This is a genomic window from Gimesia panareensis, assembly GCF_007748155.1.
Lineage (GTDB): Bacteria > Planctomycetota > Planctomycetia > Planctomycetales > Planctomycetaceae > Gimesia > Gimesia panareensis.
This window is the reverse complement of record NZ_CP037421.1, coordinates 5801675-5822470: the sequence shown is the minus strand read 5'-3', so window position 1 is coordinate 5822470 and position 20796 is coordinate 5801675. Positions and strand designations below refer to the sequence as shown.

The window sequence follows — 20796 nt, the reverse complement described above, 5'->3', positions numbered from 1 at the left end:
TGTAAAAGGTGTATAAACGAAAATGCAACAGAAGAACGTAATGTTCCACTGTGCTCAAAGATCAAAATGTCTGGAGTCTTAACAATGAAAGCTTCAAATCACGTTGAAGCTTCAAAATATGTGAATACAAAAGAGAAGGGCGGGTACGCTGTTTGATATCTCAAAAAATCTGACCCATTTCTCGATCATAGCAAAACAGATCGTTAAATCCAGCTAGTTTTTTGGAAAAAATCGCTGAATGTATTTTTTCCTAATTCTTACCTCAAATATGTCTAGGTCTGTAAGAATGGGAAGGAGTTTAAAGTGGGAAGGGGAGGGATGATCGAAAAATCATCGTCTTGAGAGGAGTGATAATAAAGCTGAAATGGTGAGCGGGTAGAAATGTCAGATGAACCAGAAACGATCGCCTGGATCTGATTCATCTGAAAAAAATCAGCGGTTTTCCATGGCGGCTTTCTTTTGTGCAGCAGCCTCTTCTGCGGGGTCAAGCTCTTCAACAATGTTATGTTCGTCTTCTTTGACGATGGGCTCTTCCGCACCACAACCAGACAGGATGGGAGTGAAGCAGATGGTGGCAAGTAGCAGAAGCAGATATCGAGTCATGGATGATGTCTCCAGTTTTCCGTGGTTGGTTTCCTGAAACAGACAGGAACGTTTCGTGTAAAAGTATCGCCACCTGATTGAGAGACCAGGTGGCGATATTGGATTACAGGTATGTCAATTCTCAGCGCAGTTTACCATTCACCGATCACGTTACCATCCTGGGGATTCCCCAGGTTGATCCAGATCGTTGAATCGATATTGCTCGAGGCAAAACGGATGGCACCATCTCCGAGCAGGACATGCACGCCACCAACGTGTTTACTGCGGGCTGCCAGATGGGCTGCCTGCGAACTGGAACCACCGCCACAGTCGGGTTGAGGATTGTTAGGCGTATACCTGGTACCGAAGTAAGTTCCTTCGTAGTTCACCCCATAAAACCAGGAGAAGCCCTGCTGCGTTCCGCCCGTGTATTCGGTGCAGGTTGTCGGGCAGGTGCCATTCGTGCCAGTAGGTTGCTCGGAGCAGAGCTTGGCACTGGCATAGGTCTCAGAAACCATCAGGGTATTTGAAGTTCCATCTTCAATGTCCCGGATTCTGGTATTACTGTTATTCCAGAACATCGAAGTCCCTTTGTTGCTGGTGGTATTCATGGTGGTACCACGACAGGCCATGTAGTTGGTGGGACCATAGCTTCCCGAAGGTTGACGGGAAGAATCACTGGGACAACGTACTACCGGGAGTTTCACCTTGCGGAGGTTGCTGTTAGGAGTAGCGCTGACGCCGGTCTCCATTTCCCAGTTGATCTGGTTGTAAAGTGGTGCCTGATCCAGGAAGGGCAGAATCCGGGGGATCCAGCCAAGCATGCTGGTAGTCCAGGTCTGCACACCGGAGCCATAGGTACGTCGCACATCGCCCGGGGGAAACATGCGGAAGTTGTCATGATAATTATGCAATGCGAGACCAATCTGTTTCAGATTGTTTTTGCACTGCGAGCGGCGGGCAGCTTCGCGCGCCTGTTGAACTGCCGGCAACAGTAGAGCGATTAAGATAGCGATGATTGCAATCACCACCAGCAGTTCGATCAGCGTGAAACCACGCTTCTTAGCGAGCAACGTTTTTTTCATTCATTGAACTCCTGAAACTATGAAATTGAAACGAACAGATTACAGTTCAGAAAATAAAGACGTGCCATCACTTCCAGCCTGGCGACTGGTACGATGGAGAAAACGTAAGTTTCGTGTTTTCAGTGTTAACGATTGAGTGAGAGCCGGCTTGTGATTGGTGGCCGACACGAGAAAAAAGACGACTGAAGAGTCGTTAGCTGCAGTAAAGACACGCATGAATGGCATGAAATGCAGCTCGATCAGATAGGAGAATCATAGAGGGATTGGTGCTGGAATTCCAGTATTCACACCAGATTTCCAGCAAATAAATGATCAGTATTCTGAATGGTTTTATCTGGTTTTGAGGTGTGGTCAGTGCATGTGAAGCCGGATCATGTCCGCTCTGAGATTAAGGACTGATAAAAAAAAGAGCCAGAGGGACTCTGGCTCTTAAGAATTGTGTGTGCAGGCATAAACCTGACAGATTTGCTGATTGTTCAGCGATTATTTTTCATCGCCTGCTTTTGTGCTTCGGCTTCGACTGCCGGGTCCAGTTCTGCAGCAGGGTCTGTGTCGGTCTCGGGTGTCATGGGAGCACTGCTGCCGCAACCAAACTGGAATGGTGTCAGACAGACTACGAACAGTAGTGAGCGAAGGAATCTGGTCATTGTGTCTTTTTTCCGAATCGAGAATAGTGGGTTATCAAGTCCAATTTAAGATACGGAAATCGTGGTGTGATTTCCATGGGCAGATTTAACAAAAGAACCTCGCCACTTGAAAAAATACAAGTGGCGAGGAATTTTCATTCAGATAAAATTCAGGGCAGAATCTTACCATTCACCCAGGACGTTAGCATCATTGAAGTTCCCCAGGTTACGCCAGATGTTGATGTCGATGTTATCTGATGCGAACCGGATGGAACCATCAGCGAGCAGAACATGAACTCCCCCGACGTGTTTACTGCGAGCAGACAGGAGCGCATTCGTGGAACTCGATCCTGCACCGCAGTCGGGAATTTTGGAGTTGGGGGTGTAAACCGTACAATAATAGTGCGATTGATACTGTTGTGCCCACATCCAGGAATAGCCCTGTTGTGCACCTGAGGTGTTGCCTCCATAGACGGTAGCACATGTCGTGGCGCAACTGTTATTGCTGGGAACTTCGCTACACATGGGAGCACTGGCAAAGGTTTCTGAGACCATCATGGTGTTGGTGGTCCCGTCTTCCACATCGCGAATTCTGACCAGGCCATTCATTCTGAACATGGAATTTACATCCTGATTGGAACCAGAAATGTTACTCACCAGGGTATCAGAAGTCAGAGCCAGGCTGCGACAAGCCATGTAGTTGGTGGGACCATAATTTCCGTCAGGCTGTCGAGATGAATCGCTGGGGCAGCGGAGGACCGGTAGTTTCTCCTTGCGGATATTACTGTTGGGAGCTGCGCTGACGCCATGTTCCATTTCCCAGTTAATCTGGTTGTAAAGCGGTGCCTGATCCAGGAAGGGCAGGATGCGGGGGATCCAGCCCAACTGGCTGGTGACCCAGGACTGGACGCCGGAACCATACGTCCTGCGTACGTCTCCCGGGGGGAAACACTGAAAGTTATCATGGTAGTTGTGCAGTGCGAGACCAATCTGTTTCAGATTGTTTTTACACTGAGAACGGCGCGCTGCTTCGCGTGCCTGCTGAACAGCTGGTAAAAGAAGTGCAATTAAGATCGCGATAATTGCAATGACAACCAGCAGTTCGATGAGCGTGAACCCACGCTTCTTCTTGAGCAACACTTTTTCCATGTACTGGAACTCCCTGAAAAAGAGTAATGAAAACAACAAAAAAATTTGTTGAAGATTAGGTTTCAGTAAACGGACTCTCTTCGCAATTCAGTGAAGTTTGAAGAAAGCAGAAGCGGGCTTGCCAGCCCGGATAGATTGGTTAAGAAATAATTGTGTCAACTTAGACAAAAATTAATAGGGAATTTCTAAAAATAAAAAATTCCTGATTGCTATCATTCCGGCCTGGAATGTAATTGGGCGAATTCTTTCGTCCAGAACTCTACTATTTTAGAATCAGTGGCAGGGGGCTGGCAATATTTGTAGGTTCAAAAAACAGCACAATAATTTATAAGTTTTGTTCTGCTAATTGTTTATGATGCCAGAGCCTGCTCCCTGAGATGACTGGGAGATCCCCAAAGATACGAAATCATCGGGAACTGGAGTATCTAACACACAGATTCGTCGAAACGATTCGGGGGAAACGGGATAATCTGGTAATTTTTCATGATTTTCCTTTACGCATTCACCTGGAAGCCATCCAGGGCTTCACTTTTCTGTTCACGGGCCAGGCTGGAATGGATCAGGAATGAGCTGGCAGTAATGATTCCAGAATTCCGTAATATGGGGAGTTGAAACTGAGTCTCAATTTCCTTATATTATAGTATTCCGAGCGAACCGTGTATCAATCGCATGTTGCTGTGTCCCTTTATGTTGAGACCTTTAAAGAGATGACATTAAACCAGATCGTAAAAGGCCAGATCGCGCGTATTACCAACATTTCCGGTGAAGATGCGATTTCTATCCGTTTGATGGAAATGGGATTGATCGACGGTGAGCGGATCCAGTTGCTGGGAAAGGCTCCCCTGGGAGATCCATTGGAATTTGCGATTCGCGGCTATCGGCTGTCACTGCGTCTGAATGAAGCCAGATGCGTTGAAGTCGAGCTCGTTTAATCCAGCTCTCTCCTTGTTGACTGGGAGACTGCCAGCCGATCCCTCCAGCCGAAAGCGTCGCTTTCTGATTTTCTAATTCCATGATCAACTCTCCTGCCGCACCACAAAAGAAAATGACAATTGCCATTATCGGCAATCCAAACACAGGAAAGAGCACCCTGTTTAACCTGCTCTCCGGTGGGCATGCCCATATTGGAAACTTTCCCGGGGTGACTGTTGAGAAGAAGGTTGGACACGTTCGCTGGGAAGGGCGTGAACTGGATCTGGTGGATCTGCCCGGGACCTACAGTCTGGCCCCCCGTTCCATCGACGAGATGCTGGCTGTGGATGTGCTGCTGGGGCGACAGAAAGAGGTCGACCAGCCGGACGCGATTATCTGTATTGCCGATGCTTCCAATCTGGAACGCAACCTGTACCTGTTCAGCCAAATTCTGGATCTGACGATTCCTGTCATTCTGGTACTCAATATGTGCGATCTGGCCCGGTCGCGGGGAATTCAGATCGATGCAGAAGGATTATCGCAAAAGTTAAATGTTCCCATTGTTTGCACGGAAGCGCATCACGGTGTGGGAATCTCTGCCTTGAAAGAGGCGATTTTGCAGATCGAGCCAGGTTGTCGTCACCAGGCACAGCAGCTGTTTCCCGAGAGTTTTTATACCGAACGGAAGTTGCTGCAGGACAAGCTGCAGACAGATGAGAAGCAGTCGCCTCCGGATTTTCTGGTGGATCGTCTGCTACTGGACGTGGGTGGTTATGTGGAATCTTATTTTGAGCACCATGCCCAGAATGGATTGATTGATCATCTGCACGAGGCGCGGACCCGGCTCAAAGAATCCGGCTGTGCCGTTCCCGCCATGGAAGCCCGGCTGCGATATGCCTGGGCGCGGGAGCAACTGAATGGAGTGTTAACTCATCCGGATGATCACCAGGAGACGACTTCGGATAAGATTGATCGCTGGCTGACACATCCTGTATTAGGCTTCCTGTTTTTTTTCGTCCTGATGTTTTTCGTGTTCCAGTCGGTTTTCACCTGGGCCGGTCCTGCGATGGATTATGTCGAGTCGGGGCAGGGCGTCGTGGAAGAGGCTGCTCAGGCACTGGTGGGGCCGGGGCCGTTACGAAGTCTGCTGGTGGATGGTGTGATTGCCGGGGTCGGTGGTGTGCTGATCTTCCTTCCGCAGATTGTGATTTTATACTTCTTTATCGCTGTGCTGGAAGACAGTGGTTATATGGCACGGGCGGCCTATATTATGGACCGCCTGATGCGGAGTCTGGGGTTAAGTGGTAAATCGTTTATCCCGCTGATGTCTTCGTTCGCGTGTGCCGTACCCGGGATTATGGCAACACGTGTGATCGAAAACCGGCACGAGCGACTCACGACGATCCTGGTGGCGCCCTTGATGAGCTGTTCGGCCCGCTGGCCCGTCTATACGCTGTTTATCGCCGCGTTCATTCCGAACATTGTGTACTTCTCCATCGCGGGAAGTCCGCTTGTGTCGCTGCAGGGGGTTGTGTTGTTTGCCATGTCCTCCATCGGGGCGTTGATTGCGATTCCGGTCGCCTGGTTCCTGAAGCGGATCTGCTTTAAAGGAGAGGTAGCCCCCTTTGTGATGGAACTGCCCGGGTACAAATGGCCTTCGCCGCGGCACGTCTTTTACCGGGTTTATAACCGGGCCAAGTCCTTCGTGGTCAAGGCGGGTACGTTGATCTTTGCGACTTCGATTCTGATCTGGGCTGCGGGTTATTTCCCCGGGGACCACACAGAGCAGTTTAAAGTAGAAACCCGTCTCGAGGCGATCGATACTGAAATCGGTGAGATCGAGACGCAGCTGGCTTCTGCAGAGGAGTTGGAACCTGCCGCTCTGAAGGGGCTGGAAGGACAGCAGGCTGAACTCTCCGCAGAACAGGAAGTACTGGCAGAAAAGCAGAATCAGATCAGCAGCGAATTGGTGGAAAACAGTTTTCTGGGACAGGCCGGGCATTTCATTGCCCCCGTCGTCAAGCCCCTGGGCTGGGACTGGAAAATCGGCGTGGGGGTGATTGCCTCGTTCCCGGCACGGGAAGTGATTATTTCGACATTGGGGACAATTTACAGCCTGGGAGGGGATGTAGGTGAAGATGATGAAGGCTTGATCGGCTCGATTCGTTCTGCGACCTGGCCTGACGGGAGTAAGGTCTTCAATATCCCCGTGGCTGTTTCCATCATGGTGTTTTTTGCCTTGTGTGCCCAGTGTGCCGCAACACTGATGGTCATGCGTCGCGAAACCAACAGCTGGTTCTGGCCAGTGGTCTCCTTCACGTATATGACTACGCTGGCTTACCTGGGAGCCTTGCTGAGTTACCAGGTCGGAATGCTGTTGATATAAACAATGGAGCTTCAATGGTTCCGCTGTGAGCTGAACGCTCTTTTTTGAATGAGGTGAGACAATGAATCAGATCGACTGGCAACTGGTAATCGTTTTGCTTTGCGTAGCGACAGCCGGCTTATGCCTGGTACGCCGTTTGATCCATTTTTTCAAGCAACGCCCGGGGTGTGCCGGAGGGGCCTGCAGCGGATGTCCTTCGAGTTCTCCATCTTCCTCACCCAATTTTATTTCGCTCGATCAGTTGAAGTAGCCTGACTCAGAACTGATGTTCTCTCTGCCGGGAGGCAATAATTTCGATTCCCCGGTAAAGATGCATTTCTTTGATCCGTCTTGTGATAGACTGCGTTGTATGCATTGACCTGTAGCCAATTCAGTCTGAAATCAGGGAGAAAGCAAATGACGGAAGAGAAAATGTATCAGCCTCAATCCGGGTGGTTCCCGCTGGGGCTCTGCCTGGGGGGATTGCTGTTCGGAGTGATTTTATTCGTGACGGGGGCCATTTCTGAAAGTGGAGTCGCGGCGCTGCTCGGCGTCGTGTTGTTTTTGGCTGGTCTTGTCAATCTGTTTGGCTGTATGGCGGTGGCACCAAATCAGGCCCGTGTACTGCTGCTGTTTGGTGAATATAAGGGATCGGTGACGCACTCAGGATTTTACTGGGTGAATCCGTTCTTTTCGAAGCACAAAATTTCATTGCGGATTCGGAACTTTGAGACCGGATCGGTTTCGACTCCCGAGCAAAAGGATCAGGCGGGGAATATTATCCGGGCGAAAACCCGGTCCGGGGGGCGTCCTTCCAAGGTGAATGACCGGGATGGAAATCCCATTGAAATTTCGGCGGTCGTTGTCTGGCGGGTTGTCAATACGGCTGAGGCGATGTTTGAAGTCGACGACTTTGAAGATTTTGTCGCTGTCCAGAGTGAAGCGGCACTCCGCAATCTGGCGAGCCGTCACCCGTATGACAGTGAAGATCATGAGGTCTCCTTACGGGGCAATACCCCGCAGGTCTGTGATCAGCTGCTGACCGATATTCAGGAACGGCTGGATAAGGCGGGAGTGGAAGTGATCGAGGCTCGTATCAGCCATCTGGCCTATGCACCGGAGATTGCAGCTGCGATGCTGCAACGTCAGCAGGCCCAGGCGGTCGTCGCGGCCCGGACGAAAATTGTGGAAGGGGCGGTCGGGATGGTGGAGATGGCACTGGATCATCTGGCGCAGGGCAAAATTGTCGAACTGGACGCCGAGCGCCGGGCAGCCATGGTTTCGAATCTGCTGGTGGTACTCTGCAGCGATCGACACACGCAGCCTGTCGTAAATACGGGGACGGCCAGTCACTGAATCAGCTTTTCGGGCTGGGGGTCAGTCGGGCAAATCCGGAGTGCCTGACGGGGGTTGTCAACCGCGTGGAAAGGTCGTCCTGTTTGAGGGCCTGTGCCAGTTCGGCAAACACGGTGTCGGCTGCCTCGAAGTACTTGTCAACATGTCTGGTCTGATGGGCGAGCGTCGGGTAAAACCCGCTGCCTGTCAGGAAGCCGTGTTCCAGCATGCGAATGGTAAACAGGGTCCCCAGTTCGGCCGCCTGGGGATGGTCGAATGTGTGATGGAGCAGAACGGAGTGTCCGAAGACTTTGACGGGAAGTTGATGGCGTTTTCCCAGATCGCTCCAGCCCGCGCGGAATGCTTCGCCGATCTGGTCGATGTGTTCCCGGACGTTGACAGACTGCATTTTCCTGACGGTGGCCAGGGCAGCGGTTGGCCCGACTCCCTCGGTCCAGTAGGTGCTGGAGATGAATGAATTCTCTGCAGCATCCATGACAGAGCGTTTGCCGATGATGGCCGCGATGGGGTGCCCATTTCCGAGCGCTTTGGCGAAGACGGCGATGTCTGGTTCAATGCCGTAATGCAGATGCGCACCACCCAGAGTCAGCCTCCAGCCGGTGGTGATCTCGTCGATGACCAGGGTGGCTCCGCATTCATCACAGATCTCGCGGACCGTTTCAAGGAATCCCGGGTCAGGGTGAGTGTACCTTGTGGGTTCCATGACGACGGCAGCCAGTCTGGAACCGCGTTCCTTGACGATCTGTCGTAGACCATCGATGTCATTGTAAGTGAAGGGATGTGTGGTTTCGGAAAGTCCCATGGGGACGCCCGCCGGCTCCAGGCCGGGCAGCAGGTGTTTGTCGAGAGTGGTTCCCGTTTCGGCTGACTTGCGGGGGAGGTTGGTAGCCAGGTACCAGTCGCTCCAGCCATGGTAGCCGCACAGTGCGACTTCATCGCGGCCGGTCGCTGCGCGGGCAATCCGCACGGCGATGGCCATCGATTCGCCGCCGGTGCGACAGAAACGGGCCTGGTCAGACCAGGGGTGCAGTTCGGTCAGTAGCGCGGCCAGTTCAACCTCTTCAGGGGAGTTGAGCGAACTCATCGAGCCGAGTTGTACGCGGCGGACGACGGCATCAGTGACATCAGGATCGCGGTAGCCCAGCAGGCAGGAGCCGATGCCGGAAGTCGCCAGATCTTGGTATTTCTTACCGTCCAGGTCAATGACTTCGCAGCCGCTGGCTTCGCGGAAATAGCCGGGCCAGCAGTCGGGGGCAAACATTTCAGGACGTTTGCTGAGCAGCTGTGTGCCGCCAGGAATCAGCTGTTTGGCGCGCTTGTAAGTTTCCTGGGTCAGATTCTGAGTGGGGGCAGTCTGAATCCCAAGCAACTGGCGGGCGTTCGTGCAGAAAATGCGTTCGACATCAGGGTCGTTGAGTCGCAGAGTGTGGCAGGCCTGTTTGAGCGCCAGCAGGGATTCCAATCCGACGCGAGCCGGTTGGGCAAATGTGGATGTTTCCCAGTTGACATTCTGTTCTCCCAGCCAGAGGAACCCGTCTCCAATGCTGACGCAGCGTCCTTTGAGCTCGCTGACGGAAAAATCGGTTCCAAACATCAGCCGCGTTGTGCCGAATTCACGCAGAATGGCTTCAAAAGGCTGGGCTTCACAGATCGCGGATGTGTCGAAAAAGACGTTGTCCAGTCCGCGGAGAGAGGCGATGCCTTCGGTCGTATGGTTTCCGCAGAAGCCACGGGCAGCATGGGCCAGAATCAGTCTGGCCTCAGGGTATTGCAGGCAGTGGTCGCGGATGTAGTCCTGGTTGATCGGGTCGGCCAAGGCGCGGGCGCGGACCATATGCAGCATGATGGACAGGCTGTATTGCTGGGAGAGCTCCCAGACCCATTCGGGAATGAATTCCTGCGGTTCCGCTTCCAGAGTGTCTGTGCGATCTGCATAGACGTGATAGACTTTGAATCCACTGAAGGGGCCCGCTTTGATTTGTGCTTCTACTTCTGCAGGATCATCTGCGGGAGTCACGAGCAAGAGTGCTCGAGAGCCGGGCTGGTCTTTAATTTCGTTGAGGACAAACTGGTTGGCACCCTGCCGCTCGAGTTTTGGGTTGGGTATGGCAAAGAACAGGCCGGCAGACGGGCGGAGTGTCCCCATCCAGAGTTCCTGTTTCTCACAGTATTCCTGCCAGCCCGAAAAACCTGCGGAGTTTTCTGCGGAGGGGGGGAGGCCGGCGATCGCGTCCTGGGGACGATAAAAGTGGGCATGGGCATCAAAGCTGCCCGGCGGCATAAACTGCTTCAACTGCTGATCGAAGAGTGTTTTATCATCGGGAAGCTTGCTGTTCATCACTCTTGCCCTCCAGGTAGTGTGCGGCTGGTTTGTTGAGCTGATTGTCGAAGGAGAAACCGATCTGACTGAACTGCTGCTGCATCAGTTCCAGACCATTTTTGACAAAGATGATATCGGCCATATGGAACAGGAGACGAGCCCCCTTGCTCATCAGTTCCTGTGCATGTTCGGTATTGAATGTGGGCATGCCCCAGTGCTTGCCCTGGTTGCGTGCGGCCGTGGCGATGGCATCAATGGCGGCCTGGAGCCGAGGGTGATTGAACTCGCCGGGGAAACCTTCCAGGATGGAGAAGTCGGAGGGGCCCAGCATGAGGGCATCCACGCCCGGGATGGCAGCAATGGCCTCAGCCTGGTCGACAGCTGACTGTTCTTCCAGCTGGATCACGATGAAGGTGTTTTCATTGGCCTGCTCGAGGTAATCAGCAACCGGCATTGTGCAATAGGGCATGTCCGGGTTGCCGCCATCAAATCCGCGTTTTCCCAGGGGAGCGAATTTGGACCATTTCACTACTTCGGCTGCCTCCGTGGCATCGCTGCAACGGGGGTACATGATGCCTTGCGCTCCGGCTTCCAGCATCCGACCCAGTCGCATGAATTCGCCATTGGCAGGGCGGGCCAGGATGTCGGAGGAGCCAACCCGTGCCGCCCGCATCAGTTGGGTGGCGGTTTCCAGGCTGTAAGTGTGGTGCTCCATGTCCATCCAGATTCCATCAAAGCCCATCAGGCTCGTCAGTTCAAAGACGCTCGGGTCCAGGAGATGCAGCTGAGTAAACAGAACCGGTTCATTCTGGTTGAGTTTCTGTTTGACGCGACTGGTTCTCATCAGGGACATCCTTCTGGTAGTAGCATGATGTTGTGGGATTGGATGGATAAGTGATATTCAATAAAATATTGTATGACAAATAAAACTGCAAGTCTCTCATGGATTGTCTCTGGGGTCAGTGTAGATTGCTTGTAATTGGGGTTTTGTAAGTGGTGTGCGAACATGGCTCCATTTTCCAGTCATTGACAACTCTGCTCTAATTGTATGATAATAAGGCCATGAAGACCGATTCTCAGCAAAATACCATGTCGACCCAGCTGGCAGAGAAGATCCGCAGTCGCATCGTTCAGGAGCAGTTGCCTGCCGGTCATGTGTTTATGACGGAAGGTCAATTGGCCGAGGAATATCAGGTCTCCCGGACCATTGTGCGGGAAGCGGTCAGCCGCCTGCGCGCTTTGGGGATTCTGGACGGCAAGCAGCGTAAGGGGTTGGTAGTCAGGAGACCGGATCTGGTCCAGTTGCTGTCCGAAAGCCTGCCTCTGTTAACGGTCTCGCAGAATGACCGGGACGAGTTGAAACTGCTGCGGTATGTACTGGAGATCGGTGCAATTGAGCTGGCTGTCAGGAATGCCACTTCCGCGCAGCTGAATCAGCTGGATTCACTGGTAGAAGAGATGCAGTGTTGTGCAGAGCGGCAGGAGTGGGAGCGTTCGGTGGAGCTGGATCTGGCGTTTCATACTCTGGTTCTGGAAATGACTAATTCCAGGTATGTCGCTGGAATGCAGCAGATTCTCGCGGAATATTTTCACAGTCTGCCTGAGGTGGATACCCTGGACTCCGCGCAAACGGCGCGAATTGTCTGGGAACATGCTGAGCTGGCCAGTGCGATCCGCAGGCAGGACCTGGAGCACGCCCGTGTCCTGATTCGGCAGCAGTTCCAGGACTTGATCTGAAGCAGAGTGGGGCTCTGTTTTTGCTTGAGGGGCGAAATGCCATCAAAGCGGAGTGTCTGGCCAGCAATAAAAAAAGAGGGGGCCATGCTGTCACGTGCATGACCCCCGCCGTTCAGGGACTAGTGGGATAGAATCGCTTCTGATACTACCTTGGATCCGCATTTCATTTGCCTGCTGTCAGGTAATTGTTCCGAGGGGGAATAATCTTACTATTGAAAACTGAATTTTTTTAAGTTTTCATGAAATCAGCCGGGCTGAGTTTTTGCGTGAGGTATTTCCCTTACGCTGGTAGGGGATGATTTTCTGTCTGAAGAATGCAGAGGTGGGTGTGCGGTTGAGAGAGGCTTTATTCAGGCAGTTCTGCGGGATCCTGCAGGTTGACTACAGACTCCCACGAAGAGCCGATTCTCAGTTCATCGAAGCGATATTTGCCCGATTTGCCTGCATGAATGCGGACGTGGGGGTAAGTGTTGGAATCGTCGAAGGGGGAAGAAATGCAGGTCCAGATTAAAGGCTCCTGGTCGGGAATGGTTTCATTTTCGTAAAAGGCTCTCAGGAAAATCTGGTCCGGGGCGTTCTCGCTGGCAACAATCTTGGCGACATAAAAATAAGTGGTTTCAGGGAGTAGAGGGGGGGCTTTTTCCAGAGTCTGTCCTTTGAGTGACAGGGTCGGGTAGTTCTGGGAATTGATACCAAACAGAAGCTTGTTTCTTTGACCTGAGAGTTTGTCAACCTCTTCGGATTGCAGGGAAATGTTCCCGTAATGGTAGCCGGAGGCAGTCGGTTCGGCTGCCTGCTGGATGAAGAAGCTGACATAGTAAATGGCATCTGTGTCGAGGCGGACTGGTTTTTCCAGGGAACGCCAGGCGGTATTGCCTCTTTCCAGTTCAATGCAGCCTGACTGGTCTGTCGATTTTAGATCCGGCTGGAGCGAACGTTCCGGCAGGCTTTTTCCCGGTGCGTTGCCTGGTTTGTTGGCTCGATTGCGCCAGTGTGTCGTCCAGCCAAAACCGGAGTTTCGCCAGTCAGAGAACCGGGGCGGATCAGCAATCTGGGGTGGGTGGAAGCTGTCGTATGCCAGCAGTTCCTTGCGAACGGCCGTCAGGGCTTTGGGCTGGCCGGGGACTTCGCGTTTGAAACGGTTCGGGTCCAGATGAATTTCCTTGTTGGATTCGGGCTCGATCAGGCGGGCATTTCCTTCGTTGATGACCAGGGGGGCAGAAATTTCAGCAAGTTCCATTTCGGGTTGTACGCGGACTGCCCCCTGGAAAACATGCAGTTCAGTTCCTCCCTGTTCATCGACTTTGGCCCCATACTCTGTGCCGATATCAAAAAAACGGGCCTGGGGGGTAATCAGTTCAAATTCAGGCGAGGATTCATAGCCGTGCAGCACGACAGATCCCGAAGCAACTGTTGCACAAGTGGCAGAGTCGATGTTGATGGTCGTGGGGCCTTCGAGTATGAGACGCACTCCACTATCAAAGCGGAATTCGGCGATTCCCTGCAGCAGGGTCAGGTTTTTGGAAAGCAGCCTCTGTCCGGAAAAGCGAGGGGGATTTTCATTTCCCCATTTGCAGTCAAAGGAGCGAGAGAGTGTGGCGACATACGGCTGGTTCATCTCCAGTGGTACGCCTTCCTCCTGTTTTTCTTTCTGAGCAACCCGAACTGGTTGATTCCAGAAAAAATGGTCCGTCATCCACCATTCAGCCAGCAGAATGATGCAAACGGAAGCTGCCGCGACGAGCAGATAGGAGACGGTAGAGAATGAACTTCGCCCCGTGTGGGATTTTTGTATTTCCCGGGGAGTGGTCGAGGCATTGATGCCCTGAAGGATGACCTGATCAAGTTTCTGCAGGCGGCTGTCGTTGTTGGTGTCGATTCCGGAATTGATATCCAGCAGATCGAAATAGAGTTTACGGGCCTGGGGATTCTCCAGCAGTTTTTTTTCAAACTCAGCGAATTCGTCAGCGGATAGATTGTCATCCAGAAGCTGATTCAGCAGCTCATCAAAACGGGGAGGGATATCCTGGACGCTCATGCCATTGTCCCCTCGCGTTTCAGTTTCCGTTTGACGCAGTCAGCCAGTTCGCGTCTGAGCGTGCTCAGGCGATTATAGAGCGTCTGGACGGTTTTTCCTGCCTTTTGGGCAAAATCCTTGATGGACTGTTTTTCCTGTGTGGAGTGGATCAACAACTCCTGATCAGCCTGGCTCAGGCTGTAAAAGCAGTCTTGCAGGAGCTCCAGCCTGAGATTGTAATTGCTCAGATGTTGCATACGCTCCTGCGACATGGTTTCGATTAACTCCTGACTGAAAAAATGTCGATCACGCTGATTGCTTCTGCGAAAGTTGCAGACGGTGAAATATACGATCCCACAGGCCCAGGCAAAGAAGTCACGATCCTGATCAAATTCATCAAATTTATTCCAAAGTGTCAGGCAGACATGTTGATATACGTCCTCTGCATCGGAATTGTGGGGTACAAGCGTACGAATATACCCAAATATGCGTAATCGCTCTTGCTCCAGAAATGATGTAAACATCTCTCTGGAATCTTGATCAGGAGATGAGGTGGTTGTGGACATACCGCCGTGGCGCTCCGTTCTGAAAAGTCTGCAGGCCTGCCAGATTGCTACTATACAGTCAAAAATCCGGCATTAAAACAAATCTTGCAAACTTCAGGTGAGAACAGAAAGCCTGACCTGATTTTTTCAATTTCAGCAACCGGTGGGTGAGGGAACTCCCCGCAGGAAAATACCTCAGGCTGCTAATAGGAATTGTTCAATGGGCAATGAGATCTAATGTCAAATTTTTGAAAAACGTTTATAATTATCGAGATTTCTGGTGCTTTGGAGATCCAATCGTATTTAATGGAAGTAAAGATAATCTGATTAGAGAGACTGAATACAGTCCATCAAATTAGTCTTATAGATGTAGTAGTCCTTTAAAATCAAATGTAAAGACGGTTTTTCTAAAATATTGGAAAGAGTCTCATTGATGCAAAAGATCGAACTGAAATCCGTGTATTCGTTCCGAACAGGTCTGTTGAGTCTGTTTCTGCTCTCCGCAGGATTTGGCTGTCAGGATCCACAGGATATCGCCCGTCAACAGGAGGCGGCCAACGGAAACCAGCAGCAGGATCAGGCCCCCGCGCCTGCGGAACAGGAAATGCCTGCACCGGCAGGACAGGCTGAACCTGCGCCTGCCGCAGCTGATGCGGGCGCAAATCAGAAAAAGAGCATCCTGCAGAAAACCACTGCTGTGGTGGTGGATGCCAAGAAAGCGCTTGAGGATCCTGCCATTACGATAGTGGATGGCAAAATTAAAGGGGTCGATCCCTTTTCTCAGGCTGGCAGTGCTTATGTTTCGATGTCTTCCAAAGTGAGCACGCTGGGAATGCAGCAGGCGATCAAAACGCACAAGGTGCTGAATGATCGTTTTCCCACCTACGACGAGTATATGAAGATCATGAAAGAGAACCGGGTTGAGTTCGCGGCATTACCTCCCTACAAAATGTACGGCTATAATGCTGAGACGGGTAACATCCTGGTTCTGGAAGATGGCAAGAAAAAGGCTCAGCTCTACAAGGAAGCAGGCATTCCGCTCGACTAGGTTCTGTGCGGCTGTTTGGCATGGGATCTGCGTCTTACCTCTATTACCCCTCAAATTGAAGTGTGAATGTTGATTTCAAGCAACATTCGTTTCAAAACAGAATCATCATGTTGTTTTTTCGCAACATGTTGAGTCAGTGGAGAAAGAGGTAAGTCCCATGAAATACTCAGCATCAGGCGGGATCAGAAAACTGCTCGCCAAATCAATTCTGTTGATTGCAGTCGCCTGTGGAGCTGCCGGCTTCAGTCTCAACAGTCAACAGGTACAGGCTGAGAACTGGATGTATAACCGCTCCTACTACAGCCATCAGTTACCACCGGAAGTGGCGGCCCGCTATCCGCGTCCCCAGAGCCGGTCTGCTTATCGGGTTCCCGAGCTGGCAACCACACCTGGGTTTGCGATCCGGGGAGCGCGTCGCTGGAACTACGTGCGACTGTATGCGGGTAACAGTTATGACACTACGATCCTGCGTAGTGATACTTTTAACGTGGTCCCTCCCTAAGATCACCTGAATTCAAAATCTTTCAGGCGGCCCATGATCGACGATGATGGGTCGCCTGTTTTATTTCAGGGGCGAGGGATGAGCTCAGGGCTGCTGCCCGTTCTTCTCGGCCAGCGCTTCGTAATAGCGCTTCACCTGTTCCTCATACCGGGGCAGAAATTTTTCGGTATAGATATTCAAGAGCTGTTGCCGCATCGCGGGGGGCAGGTGCCCCCAGGCATCTTTTATATAAGGGTTCCGTTCGGAAAGCTGGCCCGGGGTGACTTTTCCTTTTTCCTGTCGATCGGTCGACTTCCGGGCAGGTCCCTGGGTGGGCTGATTGCCTGCTTGCTGATTCTCTCCGGCCTGGTCATTCTGCTGTTGTTTCTGCTGAGACTGTTGCGGGGCATCAGACTGCTTTCGTGATCTCATGCGTTGCACGGTTTTTCCGGGACTCGATTCGATCAACTGGATCAGTTCTTCCAGATCTTTGACTACCTGTTGCTGGATTTGCTGGGTTTCTTTTCCTGTCTGCTGATTGGCGATGAGTTTGCTGGCACGTTGCATCTCTTTGATGATCGGCTCGACCGGCAACTGGTTGCCCTGGCGGACTTTGGGGATCTGTCCTGGTTTGGGACGATCCGGGGACGTTTCGGGAAGCTTCAGTTTATTTTCATTCTTCTTCTCAGGGGTTTTCTGTTCTGGTTGACTGTCTGCAGAATCAGGCTTTTTCTTCAGCAGCTCATCTGCTGCGAACAGAGGCAACGAGAGTGTACTCACTGTCAAGCCGGCGAGGCAGACCCAACGTCGAATTTGCTTGATCGGTATGGATGGGGCTGGTTTCATTTTTTGATCTCAGGTAGCTGTTCTGTATCGTCGGACTCTGAACCATTCAAAAGTGACATCAGTTCCCGGGAAAGTTCCGCCAGATCAGCCTGGTCTTCCGCGAGAAGCTTACGCTGCTCCTGCTGTGCGGGCGTCAGTTTCTTTTGCTGACTGATCGATTCATTAAATCGGGTGGTCTGCTGCAGCAGTTCTTCCTGCATCAGTTTGAGTAAACGCAGTTGGGCAATCAGCGGAATCTGGTCTTGAGGCGGCTGTAAGGTGGGCTCACCTTCCTCTGACTCACCCTGCTGGAGGCTCTTTCGCTGTTTCAGGATCTGCAGGATTTCTTTCAGTTTGCTTTGAGCCCGGTTTTCTGCGGTCAGTGTTTCCTGGTCTGTCAATCGCTGCTGAAGCCTGGCGACTGCGATCTCCAGCTGATCGCGGACTTTCTGGATTGCCAGCACAAAGACCGGGGCTGCTGTCATTTTTTCGACGAACGCTTCTGTCTGGCTTTGCAGATCCCGTTCGGTTTCCGAGAGCTGTTTCAGTGACTTCAGCTGTCCCCGCGACCAGCGTCCGCGTTCCAGGCGCAGCTCTTCCAGCCGGGTGGTCTCGGTAATAACTGCCTGTTGTCTTTCTATCAGAGACTCGATTTCCGATTCGAGTTTCGTGAATTCTTCAAATGCGAGCGTTTCCTCCAGTTCCTGTCTGCGGGAAGCCAGTTCGCGCTGTGTCTGCTCGAGGTCGTCCAGCGACTCATTCATCTCCTGCTCGGCCTGTTGTGTCTGTCCCTGGTCCAGGGCGTCGTTCACTTTTGACAGTCGCTGACTGGCCCGCCGGACTGATTCGGATGCCCGGTTCAAACTCAATTTCTGCAGTTGATCTTCAAACTGTTTCAGCTGCTGCTGGAGCTGCTGCTCCTGTTTCGCAAGTTGCTGGAGCTGTTTCTTTAATTCCGCTTGATCAGAATCTTTCGAGGCAGACTTCAGTTTCTGCAGGAGGTCCTGTTGCTTCTGTTTTAACTGGCTGAGTTCCTGCTCGGACTGTTTCAGTTTTTTGATGAGCTGATCGGGGGAGTCTGAGGACTGATTTTCGAAGATGTCTTTAAGCTGCTGCATCGACTCCTGGATCTGCTGCTGTTCCTGAATCGCCTGTCCAACCTGGTTCTGCTTGAGCCGGTCCGCGGTTTGCTGCATTTTTTCGGGTAACGACTTTTTACGCAGGAAATCGATGGCAGCCTGTTTCTGGAACTGATCTGTCCCAGAGTTTTCCCTGGTTTGCGACTGCATATTGTCCAGCAGGTCTCGGAAGGATTTGAAATTGTCAGATTGTCGTTCCTGGCGGCTGGCCAGTTTTTCGAGGTCTGCCTGGTCCTGCAGGTTCAGGTTGGAAAAGGATCTGGTAATCGTGCGTTTGGCCAGCTCGGCAGTCTGGTCCTGGATCTCTGACTGTTGTGCGATCTGTTCTTCCAGCTCGGAGACCAGGTCTCTGGTTTTCTGCCATTCAGAGAGGGATTGCAGCATCTTGTCCAGCCGATCGATCACCTGCCTTTGGCCCCGTTCTGCCACGGTTAATGCTTCCAGTGGTTCTGTGTCACGGTTTGACGTTGAGGGACGCGTCTTCTCTGCCGACGTTTGATTTGCGGGGTCAGGCTTCTCATCCTTTGTTGGGGATGTCTCAGTTTTCGAATCGACGGATGACTGCAGTTTCTTGCGGGCCTGGGTCATCTGTTCCTGAATCTGCGGGAAGACGTCCTGGTTCAACCGGGAGAGTTCCGTGCTCAATTCAGACAGTCGCTGCTGCATGCCGGGGTCCTGAATGCGGTTCCATTTCAGTTCCTGCAGCAGTTCTCTGGCACGCTGTTCCAGTCCGGTACGCGGGCTGGAAAGCTGAGAGGCGACCCGTTTCTGGTCCATCTCAACCTGTTTGATGGTATCCAGTTCCTGCGAACGGACCTGTCCAACCCGTTCCAGCTGATGCTGCACATCCTTGATTTCGGTATTGAGCAGTCGCTGATCTTTGAGGACGCGCGTCAGTTCTTCCAGCAGTTGAGCATGGCGGTTGACGAGTTCGTTTGATTTATAGGTCGGGCTGACAATCGTCAGAACGCGGGAGATGCTGCTACCGGTATGAGTTGCGGTTAAGCTACTGGAATCGTTCGCGGCAAGTTCCGCGGATTGGAAAAAGTCTGTGGCTTCAGCACGAAAGATGATGCGATCGCCTTCTGCTAAAGGCAATTCGGCCAGGTTCCAGTTCTGGTTGATGACCAGTTCGGTTGCCGGTTTCTGCACGGTAAAACGGAGGGGGAAGGTCTCCGAGGGGCGGTCCGTTCTGAGGGCACGCGAGAGTGATTCCTCACGCGATGATTTCTGATACCGAATCAATGCACTGTCGATGGCAAGATCATCGCGAATCGCCACGGTCAGGGGGATCTGCGCGCCGGGAGTGACCTGCAGGTCGGTGTCCGGTTTTTCCAGAAACACTTCGGGCACTGCATCGGTCATGCCGGTGACTTCGTAACGATCCGGAGAGGGGGGACGGAAGCCCTGGTCATTTTCAATGTCGAACCAGTAGGAATAAGTGCCCGGTTCAGTGATCACGAATTCTGTTGTGAAATGCTTGCGGTCACTGTCGAGTTTGACAGGTTGGGGCTGCTGATCTTTGACGCGCAGTGCGACCGATTTCAGTAATTTGTTGGAACTGGCTGTCATCTCGACTCTGGTTCCGACTAACGCCTTAAAATGACCTACACCGGATGGGAGACTGGTTTTGGGCTGTTGTGAATATTCCGGAGGAGTGAGTGTGACCTTCTCAAGTTGAATCGTGGTGGGAGGGACCGACTGGATTATCAGCCAGGGCATATTGGTGTCATCGCCGCCTGCGGCTCTCAGCTTAACGGTCTTGCTGGAGACAACCAGCGACCCGGTTCCCAGATCTCGATCGACGCCCGTGGCGGAATCCGGTACGGAAACGAGTCTGAGTGGTTCCGAATAGATTTGCGGATGGAGTGTTGATTTCTGGCTGGTCTGGTATTCGAGCCGCAGATCTTCCGGGGGGGCGCCTTTCCGGTTTTCGACAAAGAACTGGAAGGTCTGGCCTTCCACTACCTGATAGGGATTTCCCGGACTGGTTTCAATCGGAATCAGATTCTCGTCCAGAATCTGCAGTTCGACGCTTTGAGGCCACTGGGGGGCAGAGAAGGGCAGCATCAGGCGGTGAAAGCCGAGCATCATCTGCCGCGGATGCAGGATAGAAATTCCAGCCAACAGCAGACAGAGGAAAGCCGCGGAAAACATGATTTTTCGAATCGGGTGTGTATCGATCAGCTCCAGAAAATTGATCTGTGCCGCCTGCTGATAGGACTGTTGAATCACGGTCTGCCGCATCTGGGCAGAGCCGGCATAATGTGCTGCCGGTTGACTGTCAAACTCGATACTGCTGGAAAAGCTGTCTTTCAGAGCCGGATAGCGTTTTTCAATTTTGAGTGCCAGGTCCAGGTCTGTGACTGGGGTTTGCAGGGGAACCAGCAGGTGTTTCCAGGTGGTCCAGATCAGAGCTGCTCCGATGCCAAGTGCAAGAATGAGCCTGATTACAGGATCCGTGATATCCAGACTCCAGTCCAGCGCGATGGCAAGCAGTGCCAGGGAGAGCAGGATCGTCAATCCCCAGCAGATCCCATTCAGCCAGATCAGCTGCTGAATTTTCTGATGCAGTTGCTCAAGTTGTACTCGAATCGAGTGCGGCATAC

The 20796-nt window shown here is 52.2% G+C and carries 16 protein-coding genes; 6 read left to right on the top strand and 10 right to left on the bottom strand.

The features are described 5' to 3' along the window. Positions 1 to 432: 432 nt before the first annotated feature. The 4 genes from Enr10x_RS30045 to Enr10x_RS21645 form a co-directional block, all read right to left on the bottom strand. Complete coding sequence (locus Enr10x_RS30045) at positions 433 to 603, bottom strand: hypothetical protein (RefSeq protein ID WP_197997320.1); 171 nt, start codon at positions 601 to 603, stop codon at positions 433 to 435. A 131-nt stretch (positions 604 to 734) separates the two neighbouring features. Continuing rightward, on the bottom strand, positions 735 to 1667 hold the full coding sequence (locus tag Enr10x_RS21650; RefSeq protein WP_145112590.1) for a DUF1559 family PulG-like putative transporter: 933 nt from the start codon (positions 1665 to 1667) through the stop codon (positions 735 to 737). Positions 1668 to 2143: 476 nt separating this feature from the next. Beyond that, positions 2144 to 2314 carry a hypothetical protein gene (locus Enr10x_RS30040; RefSeq protein WP_197994697.1) on the bottom strand — a complete coding sequence of 57 codons (171 nt, stop codon included), beginning with the start codon at positions 2312 to 2314 and terminating at the stop codon, positions 2144 to 2146. A gap of 162 nt (positions 2315 to 2476) precedes the next feature. Then, entirely contained in the window at positions 2477 to 3442 is a 966-nt protein-coding gene (locus Enr10x_RS21645) for a DUF1559 domain-containing protein (protein WP_145451343.1), read from the bottom strand. 707 nt (positions 3443 to 4149) lie between these two features. Between Enr10x_RS21645 and Enr10x_RS21640 the strand changes: the two genes are divergently transcribed. From Enr10x_RS21640 to Enr10x_RS21630, 3 genes are all read left to right on the top strand, one after another. Then, positions 4150 to 4374, top strand: coding sequence for a FeoA family protein (locus Enr10x_RS21640; RefSeq protein WP_145112586.1), 225 nt, complete (start codon positions 4150 to 4152; stop codon positions 4372 to 4374). Positions 4375 to 4454: 80 nt separating this feature from the next. Next, positions 4455 to 6740, top strand: coding sequence for a ferrous iron transport protein B (gene feoB / locus Enr10x_RS21635; protein ID WP_145451342.1), 2286 nt, complete (start codon positions 4455 to 4457; stop codon positions 6738 to 6740). A 396-nt stretch (positions 6741 to 7136) separates the two neighbouring features. Further along, a complete protein-coding gene (locus Enr10x_RS21630; RefSeq protein ID WP_145451341.1) occupies positions 7137 to 8075 on the top strand; it encodes an SPFH domain-containing protein in 939 nt (312 codons plus the stop codon). A 1-nt stretch (position 8076) separates the two neighbouring features. Here Enr10x_RS21630 and Enr10x_RS21625 read toward each other — a convergent pair whose 3' ends face one another. Further along, positions 8077 to 10413, bottom strand: a complete 2337-nt coding sequence (locus Enr10x_RS21625; protein ID WP_145451340.1) for an aminotransferase class III-fold pyridoxal phosphate-dependent enzyme — start codon at positions 10411 to 10413, stop codon at positions 8077 to 8079. Next, a complete protein-coding gene (locus Enr10x_RS21620) occupies positions 10391 to 11239 on the bottom strand; it encodes an HpcH/HpaI aldolase family protein (RefSeq protein ID WP_145451339.1) in 849 nt (282 codons plus the stop codon). Before Enr10x_RS21620 ends, Enr10x_RS21625 begins: the two co-directional genes overlap by 23 nt. 218 nt (positions 11240 to 11457) lie before the next feature. Between Enr10x_RS21620 and Enr10x_RS21615 the strand changes: the two genes are divergently transcribed. After that, entirely contained in the window at positions 11458 to 12132 is a 675-nt protein-coding gene (locus Enr10x_RS21615) for a FadR/GntR family transcriptional regulator (protein ID WP_145451338.1), read from the top strand. A 346-nt stretch (positions 12133 to 12478) separates the two neighbouring features. On the opposite strand, the gene Enr10x_RS21610 is transcribed toward Enr10x_RS21615, so the two are convergent. Both Enr10x_RS21610 and Enr10x_RS21605 read right to left on the bottom strand, forming a co-directional pair. Then, positions 12479 to 14170, bottom strand: coding sequence for a FecR family protein (locus tag Enr10x_RS21610; RefSeq protein ID WP_145451337.1), 1692 nt, complete (start codon positions 14168 to 14170; stop codon positions 12479 to 12481). Further along, positions 14167 to 14673 (bottom strand): sigma-70 family RNA polymerase sigma factor, encoded by a 507-nt coding sequence (locus Enr10x_RS21605; RefSeq protein WP_145451336.1) that lies wholly within the window; start codon positions 14671 to 14673, stop codon positions 14167 to 14169. The genes Enr10x_RS21610 and Enr10x_RS21605 overlap by 4 nt, the downstream gene beginning before the upstream one ends. A gap of 454 nt (positions 14674 to 15127) precedes the next feature. On the opposite strand from Enr10x_RS21605, the gene Enr10x_RS21600 reads away from it, so the two are divergent. Together Enr10x_RS21600 and Enr10x_RS21595 are read left to right on the top strand one after the other, a co-directional pair. Continuing rightward, a complete protein-coding gene (locus Enr10x_RS21600; protein ID WP_145451335.1) occupies positions 15128 to 15742 on the top strand; it encodes a hypothetical protein in 615 nt (204 codons plus the stop codon). Between the two features lie 157 nt (positions 15743 to 15899). Next, on the top strand, positions 15900 to 16244 hold the full coding sequence (locus tag Enr10x_RS21595; protein ID WP_145451334.1) for a hypothetical protein: 345 nt from the start codon (positions 15900 to 15902) through the stop codon (positions 16242 to 16244). Between the two features lie 84 nt (positions 16245 to 16328). Here Enr10x_RS21595 and Enr10x_RS21590 read toward each other — a convergent pair whose 3' ends face one another. Beyond that, the gene (locus tag Enr10x_RS21590; RefSeq protein ID WP_145451333.1) at positions 16329 to 17069 is read right to left on the bottom strand and encodes a hypothetical protein; all 741 of its coding nucleotides are present in this window, start codon (positions 17067 to 17069) and stop codon (positions 16329 to 16331) included. Next, complete coding sequence (locus tag Enr10x_RS21585) at positions 17066 to 20794, bottom strand: DUF4175 family protein (protein ID WP_145451332.1); 3729 nt, start codon at positions 20792 to 20794, stop codon at positions 17066 to 17068. The genes Enr10x_RS21590 and Enr10x_RS21585 overlap by 4 nt, the downstream gene beginning before the upstream one ends. Positions 20795 to 20796 lie beyond the last annotated feature (2 nt).

Coding starts and splice junctions, on each gene's coding strand:
- Enr10x_RS30045 (WP_197997320.1), bottom strand. CDS start 603: ATGACTCGATATCTGCTTCTGCTACTTGCCACCATCTGCTTCACTCCC.
- Enr10x_RS21650 (WP_145112590.1), bottom strand. CDS start 1,667: ATGAAAAAAACGTTGCTCGCTAAGAAGCGTGGTTTCACGCTGATCGAA.
- Enr10x_RS30040 (WP_197994697.1), bottom strand. CDS start 2,314: ATGACCAGATTCCTTCGCTCACTACTGTTCGTAGTCTGTCTGACACCA.
- Enr10x_RS21645 (WP_145451343.1), bottom strand. CDS start 3,442: ATGGAAAAAGTGTTGCTCAAGAAGAAGCGTGGGTTCACGCTCATCGAA.
- Enr10x_RS21640 (WP_145112586.1), top strand. CDS start 4,150: ATGACATTAAACCAGATCGTAAAAGGCCAGATCGCGCGTATTACCAAC.
- feoB (WP_145451342.1), top strand. CDS start 4,455: ATGATCAACTCTCCTGCCGCACCACAAAAGAAAATGACAATTGCCATT.
- Enr10x_RS21630 (WP_145451341.1), top strand. CDS start 7,137: ATGACGGAAGAGAAAATGTATCAGCCTCAATCCGGGTGGTTCCCGCTG.
- Enr10x_RS21625 (WP_145451340.1), bottom strand. CDS start 10,413: ATGAACAGCAAGCTTCCCGATGATAAAACACTCTTCGATCAGCAGTTG.
- Enr10x_RS21620 (WP_145451339.1), bottom strand. CDS start 11,239: ATGAGAACCAGTCGCGTCAAACAGAAACTCAACCAGAATGAACCGGTT.
- Enr10x_RS21615 (WP_145451338.1), top strand. CDS start 11,458: ATGAAGACCGATTCTCAGCAAAATACCATGTCGACCCAGCTGGCAGAG.
- Enr10x_RS21610 (WP_145451337.1), bottom strand. CDS start 14,170: ATGAGCGTCCAGGATATCCCTCCCCGTTTTGATGAGCTGCTGAATCAG.
- Enr10x_RS21605 (WP_145451336.1), bottom strand. CDS start 14,673: ATGTTTACATCATTTCTGGAGCAAGAGCGATTACGCATATTTGGGTAT.
- Enr10x_RS21600 (WP_145451335.1), top strand. CDS start 15,128: ATGCAAAAGATCGAACTGAAATCCGTGTATTCGTTCCGAACAGGTCTG.
- Enr10x_RS21595 (WP_145451334.1), top strand. CDS start 15,900: ATGAAATACTCAGCATCAGGCGGGATCAGAAAACTGCTCGCCAAATCA.
- Enr10x_RS21590 (WP_145451333.1), bottom strand. CDS start 17,069: ATGAAACCAGCCCCATCCATACCGATCAAGCAAATTCGACGTTGGGTC.
- Enr10x_RS21585 (WP_145451332.1), bottom strand. CDS start 20,794: ATGCCGCACTCGATTCGAGTACAACTTGAGCAACTGCATCAGAAAATT.